General features: G+C 34.4%; 4 protein-coding genes and 1 pseudogene. 2 read left to right on the top strand and 3 right to left on the bottom strand.

Features of this window, described 5'->3' with window-relative positions:
* Positions 1–166: pseudogene (locus tag H4J66_RS05320) on the top strand (IS110 family transposase); the annotation flags it as partial.
* Between the two features lie 508 nt (positions 167–674).
* Here the strand turns inward: H4J66_RS05320 and H4J66_RS05315 are convergent.
* The 3 genes from H4J66_RS05315 to H4J66_RS05305 form a co-directional block, all read right to left on the bottom strand.
* Positions 675–2,045, bottom strand: a complete 1,371-nt coding sequence (locus H4J66_RS05315) for a hypothetical protein (RefSeq protein ID WP_182171484.1) — start codon at positions 2,043–2,045, stop codon at positions 675–677.
* A gap of 531 nt (positions 2,046–2,576) precedes the next feature.
* Positions 2,577–2,984, bottom strand: coding sequence for a hypothetical protein (locus H4J66_RS05310; RefSeq protein WP_182171482.1), 408 nt, complete (start codon positions 2,982–2,984; stop codon positions 2,577–2,579).
* Positions 2,985–3,662: 678 nt separating this feature from the next.
* The gene (locus H4J66_RS05305; RefSeq protein WP_182171479.1) at positions 3,663–4,322 is read right to left on the bottom strand and encodes a hypothetical protein; all 660 of its coding nucleotides are present in this window, start codon (positions 4,320–4,322) and stop codon (positions 3,663–3,665) included.
* 836 nt (positions 4,323–5,158) lie between these two features.
* Between H4J66_RS05305 and H4J66_RS05300 the strand changes: the two genes are divergently transcribed.
* Positions 5,159–5,611, top strand: coding sequence for a hypothetical protein (locus H4J66_RS05300; RefSeq protein WP_182171476.1), 453 nt, complete (start codon positions 5,159–5,161; stop codon positions 5,609–5,611).
* The last annotated feature ends 542 nt before the right edge of the window (positions 5,612–6,153 follow it).

The raw sequence follows: 6,153 nt of genomic DNA, 5'->3' as shown, positions 1-6,153 counted from the left end.
CAACCAACAACGAGCTAAGGGTAAGTCTCATCAATCAGCGGTAAGAGCTTTGGCTTTCAAGTGGGTGCGTATTGTATTTAGGTGTTGGAAAACGAAAGTACCTTATGATGAATCCAAATATTTAAAAGCATTAAAGGAAAGAAACTCTCCTTTATTGGCTGCATAAAATACTTGTTGAATGCCTCAGGGCGTGAAGCTGACATTAAGGCTTAGTTTGAAAGGGTAACTACTGCCACTTTGAAGACGTTATCATTTGAGAAATTATACTGAAAACTTTTGTATGTTTTGATCTACAGCGGACATGGCTTAATAACCACATTACTCTGGCAGTTTCCTGATAGCGGACGTTCTTCATAGATAAAAACATGGTCTCTTGATGATTACTTTTTGCCTATAGCCAGTTAAATCTGAATGTGAACAAAGCCATCACAGCGGTCATAGAAACTTTAAATTATATTGATAATTTCTCGCTAAAGCTGATCAAAATTTTAAATTTTCACACAAAATTGTTACCACATTACTAAAAGAAATTGGAATTCAATTATTTTAGACGGTTCAATTCCACAAGGTGATATAGAGCGGATGATGGATAATTCATTTAAGCTGGTGGTTAGTAAAATGACCAAGAAAGACCAGAAGTCTATCTTGGTAAATTTATGATGGTTGTTATTTAACTATTCTTGCCCAGTATACCAATACTTAACGATCCCCTCAGCAGGTTTTCCGCGGACAGATTGAGATATGTTAGGGAAACCTTCAAAACTGGGTATTAATGTTTGTGAAAGCCAATAACCAGTATGTATGTCGACGCTATTTATCATAAAAGTATCTTGCTCTTCAATTGCTTCCATAATGCCTTCTATGCCGACTGATTGAACAGAAAAATCAGTAACGAAACTTTCTTGAATGCAACTTACCTCAGTTCCATCTTCTATAGTTCCAGGAGTACAGAAACCATCTTCTTTCCAACCATTGAGAAAAAAGTCTTCACGGCTTTGTACTTGCACAACAAGTGTTATCGGTAAATCTATATCTGAAGTACCATACCAGCATGGCTGGTTAATATCGTCACAATATATCTGACTATGTTGGTAGGAGAGCGATTCAAACGTTTTCTGTTTTATCAATTCCGTTGTTAGGTTGGCATTTTCTTCGGCGTTAAATTGATTCCCACAGCACTGTAAGGCATTGATCACAATGCTATCGACTCTGGAGAATATTCTTTGGTCATTATAGACAGTCCCTATTTGTCCCCAAACAATTTCACCATCAAAATTGGCGCTTATATCGTCAATTATTTCGGAAAATCGTTCAATATAATAATCTTTTAGTTCATCTGTATGCAAAGTGACCCACATTGCATTCCAGTCAGCGGCAATGCCTTTTATGCCGATTTCTTGGGCATGTTTTGCCTGAATAATAATATTATTTTGATGTGCATCCAATAGTATTTTAAGCTTGCCCAATGTGAGGTCCTCACCTTGCTCAACAATAATTTCTCGATCATTATTGGTTTGAGTAAACTGCCAAGAAAAATAAACTTCAATGTCGAGCAGATTTGCTTGCTCGACAATATATTCGACATACTTTTTAGGGGTATGATACCTAGCTTCGTCTACTACCCAGGGTTCTTGACTATCGTTCCAATCACCATAATTGTACATCCAAAACCTTTGTGCGCCAGATACACTCATCGCTTGTAATGCTTCCAAATACATCAATTCTACATATTCATCTCTGGAACAATTGTCGCGAGTAGACTGGGGTAGACCATCATAAATCCAACTAGGTGAATAATCTTTAAAACTGATACTTCTAACTATACTGCTAGCAAGTTGACTTCTGGGGGAGGGTGTTTCAAATTTACCATTATATTCAACGGGGTAATCTGCGTTATGAGGGTTAGTGCATGATGAAGTAACAGGTGGCATTACCACCGGTGTTGGATTTGATGAGGCTGTATCGCTAGTCCCACCTCCGCCGCCACAGGCGCTTAGGAACAAAGTAAGAACGAAGATAACAAAATACTTGTTTGTGTGGGACATCTTTAACCTCTCAATAAATGATGTAGTGAATACGTTACAGACAAGGTAGTAAAAATATCCGTATAAATTACAACCCCATGACCTTATGCAATGCACTTATGCTAATAGCTTTGCGTCTATTAATTTTCGTTAATAGTTGCCAGTTATTAGCTGATTTTATCGTAAAGCCAGATAAGTTCAAAATTATTTATATTCGCTATTAAATAGTAGCGCTAATGTTTATATGATTAACCTAGTTTGGACGTGAATTTATCAGTGTAAATAGTTCGTTTACCACACCCAAGCGGACGTTAGTATCCACAGTTACCTTATGACTTCTACCTCTATGATTTTTAATTCTACTGTCGAATGTCTTTGGTCAACTAACTGGTGCACAGTTGACCTAGACAAACACTCAAAATTTCAAAATATTACTTCCGGTTTGCGCACGGAGGAGTCTTTACCCTTTAATTCATTAATGTCAGCTATCGTATCTTTGTTAACATTAGATAGCGAGCATCTGAGACTTCTCCAGCTAGCCAATTGCGGACATTAAGCCTTTACAAATTCAGGAGCATATTTAGGGCAAGATTTTAACTTAGTAATAGGCTCAGACGTGTTTACAATTTTAAAAGCATTGATTTGTGAAAGGTTATCAATTGATTTTGTTGAAAAATTATTAGCACAAAAATCTCTTAAATTGACTAATTCGTCCTCTGTTAAATAATTTAATATTGAGAACCTTTGATTAAAATCTATTTCTTCATGCTCCAACCAAGTATATAAAACCGATAAGGCAGATATTTTATTTTCTAAGGTGCCAGCCTGATCCTTAGCTCTTAATTTTCTCATTACATATAATGTTGGATACATTAACGGCATACCATCACTATCAGCCAACGTGCAACACTCTTCACCATTATCAAACTGAAATCTTTCTACTCTAAAGTTAAGTTCCATAAGAACCTCCTACAACTGTTAAAACGCTGTAAGTTATTCTGGTAAACTTTTTAATTTTTATAAGAGATTTTTATATTATTTATCTATAAAAATAATTACAATAAAATACAACCACTTAAAAGATAATCTTTTACTTTAAAATAATTGGAATCATGAGGTATTTATGATTTATAAAAAATACCTAGATCAAAAATTAATAGTTCAGTTATAAAAAAGCCCCCTAAAGTGTTTTTTTATAACCATATGTGACTACGCATAATAGTTGAGATTAACAATCACCAAGTGAGATTTAGTTTTTAGGATCACTTTCTATATAGAGCAGAAGTTAGCATTTGAGAATTTATACTGAAAATATTTGTATGTTTTAATCTAAAGCGGATATGGCTGAATAAACCCATTACGCTATCAGCTTCCTGATAGGACGTTCTCAATAGGTAAAAAAATGTGATTTTGATGTTTATAACACACTCGATTTTTAAGTTCATTGACTGGCAACAAAGCCACCACAGCGGAAGTTAGCAACTCTTTAATCCTAACGTCCGTTCACGGCTGACATAACTCTCGTTGCAGTTATTATGGTGTTTGATAAGTAGTTAAAATGTACCTATCCCCTCTTATTGCATTAAAAAATTTAACAAAAATTTGTTTTGTTTTCTCACAGGAATACATTCTTTATACTTATCTAGTAAAGCTGTAACCTATAGCAAAAGATACCCAAGGTTCGTCTTGAAACTCCCAGTCATCCCCCTTTGAACCTGATAAATGATCTACACCAACAATTAGAGCAATGTCCCAATTTTTACTGATTTCAAAATTTACACCAAGGGCAAGGGTCAGGCCATCTTCTGTTTCGACCTTATCCGTACCTACTTCACTAACTGATATTTTGGATAAGCCAAATGCTGCCAGTAATTCAAATGTCTCTCTTTTATATGAAATGTATGGCCCTATAGCTGAGTCACTATATATGTCCCCCTTTCTAAGCTTATAAGGTATAACTAATAATCCTGTGTTTAATCCACCGACTCTTATGTAATTAGATTTTTCTACTTTATTATTTTCTGTTAAACAGAATTTAAAGGGCTTATTAAAATATGTACTAGTTGTTGTGGATTTATCGGTTTTTAAGTCTACGTTATATACATGAACAATTTTTTCTTCATCTATTTGTGCATTATGATCAAGGGTTTGTTTAAAATAGGTGTTTCTGGGGATATTTGTCGGAGTAGCGCTGCTGTCATTACACTCTTTATCTGTGTTTATTAAATTTATAGGGTATAAATTTTTAAATGAAGGGGTAAAAGTTAGGCCCCATGAGGCGTCGGTATCTCCATTCACACATCGTCCCTTTGAACATTGGACGTTATCAGCGAAAGAATATGAACTAACAACTAGTAAAGTAGTGAGTAACAATTTTATTGTACGCATTTTTATTCCTTTATTATGTAGAAGAACTTTAGGAACAAAGAAGCGCAATTCAAGATTTATTAGGAGAAATACCACATTCCTTGTGCCTACTACATTAGAATAGTACAAAAAACGAACACATCAAATTTATTTAAAAAATATTTTAGATTGTAGTAAATCAAATATAAATTTGGGTTGGGCGAAACTTGATGACCTCTTAAGTATCTAATATAGTTATTACCACAAAATAGGCATAGCTAAATATTTCGAATCTTTATAGTGAACAGTTACCTAAGCTTATCGTTTCAAATTATCTCGAATAATAATCTCATTTACGCATTAATTAGTCATGCCAATATAAATTAATGAATGACCGCTATGGCTAAGCGGACTATTTATTGTGATAAATACAAGTCTATTTTAAGTCGGCAATGTGGCAAAAGTAATCATAAACCGACTACCCCAATACAGTTCATTTAAAACGACTCTGACCCCTTTTATTTCACTTTATACATAAGCGGTGGTAAGTCAATTCCTGCTGAAAACCTTCCTTTCAAACGATAACCTTTACTAATATCCCTTTAAATATAGTTAGATCAACACCGCAATGTAACTAAATAACGTATAAAAAGAACAAAACACAGCGAAACACAAATATAATCACAAAATAGTGGTTTTATTACGAAATTTATTTACATTAGAGTTTTAGCTCTATACACTCGTCGGCAATTAAAGCATTCCAAACTTTTTAAATTTCTGAGGTACTTATGAAAACTTTACTTATACCAGCACTTACTGCCATTGTTTCTTTAAACACATTTGCGACAACGTCTAATGTAAAGTTTATCGCAACTGACTATTCAGCTGAAACTCAAGTTTGTCTAGCTGCAGCGCAAAATGGCTTAACTTCAGCAGAAGATAAAGCCAAAGAATTAGGTATTAACTATAGTGGCCTTCAATACATTATCCAATGTAACGGTAAATCATTAATTCAGTTTTCAAAAACGCCTAAAAAGGTAGCTAAAATTGCAGAAATAGAATTTGTTGTAACAAAACCACAATATAAATTTGTTACAACAAATAAAAATAAGGCGTCAAAAATTTGTGCAGATGCGGCGATTAATGGCTTTAACTTCGTTAATGAAAATTACAGTGATGTTAGATACATAGTTTGTAATGGCCAAAACATAGTTCGCTTTGCTAAAAAATACAAAAGCTAATTTGTTTATTTTTTAAATGTGTAATATCGGTTTTGACTTTTATTAACACGTAGTTTGATTGATTCCCCAACCAATTAAACCTTTCGCCTCGCAATTTGCGGGGTTTTTTTTTGTTTAATATTCGTAACCAATAGAAGCATGTTCCACTTAATATAAAAGCAAGTTACTTTATTAAGTGGCTTGGTAGAACTATAAGCTATTCAAGTGGGACAAATTACAGTTGGCAGGTACCGCTCCGCTTCACATTTTAGCCAGCTACAATTTCCCCCTTTACAGGACGCTATCCATGCAAAAATCTAATCCAAATTAACGTTGCAGATTGAATCCTAATGTCTGCAATGTGTCAAAAGTGAATGTTCAGATACGAGTCGCCACCGGCAGCAATGAGCTTGCAGCGGACGTTAGGATTAACGAGTGCTAGTTTCCCCTATGAGCACAAAGTAATCATTAAAATTGAAGGCTGCATTTCAGACATTATGACTGAAATGCAGTTTCCTAAAGTAAGTAAAGATGACTATACCCTTTTCAAACCTACTAACTGC

The organism is Colwellia sp. MB3u-55 (genome assembly GCF_014076785.1).
GTDB lineage: Bacteria > Pseudomonadota > Gammaproteobacteria > Enterobacterales > Alteromonadaceae > Colwellia_A.
The sequence above is the reverse complement of the archived record's forward strand: the minus strand, read 5'-3'. Positions and strand labels throughout refer to the sequence as shown.

Excerpts from the sequence above, each read along its gene's own strand:
- H4J66_RS05300 (WP_182171476.1), top strand. The coding sequence starts at position 5,159 with ATGAAAACTTTACTTATACCAGCACTTACTGCCATTGTTTCTTTAAAC.
- H4J66_RS05315 (WP_182171484.1), bottom strand. The coding sequence starts at position 2,045 with ATGTCCCACACAAACAAGTATTTTGTTATCTTCGTTCTTACTTTGTTC.
- H4J66_RS05310 (WP_182171482.1), bottom strand. The coding sequence starts at position 2,984 with ATGGAACTTAACTTTAGAGTAGAAAGATTTCAGTTTGATAATGGTGAA.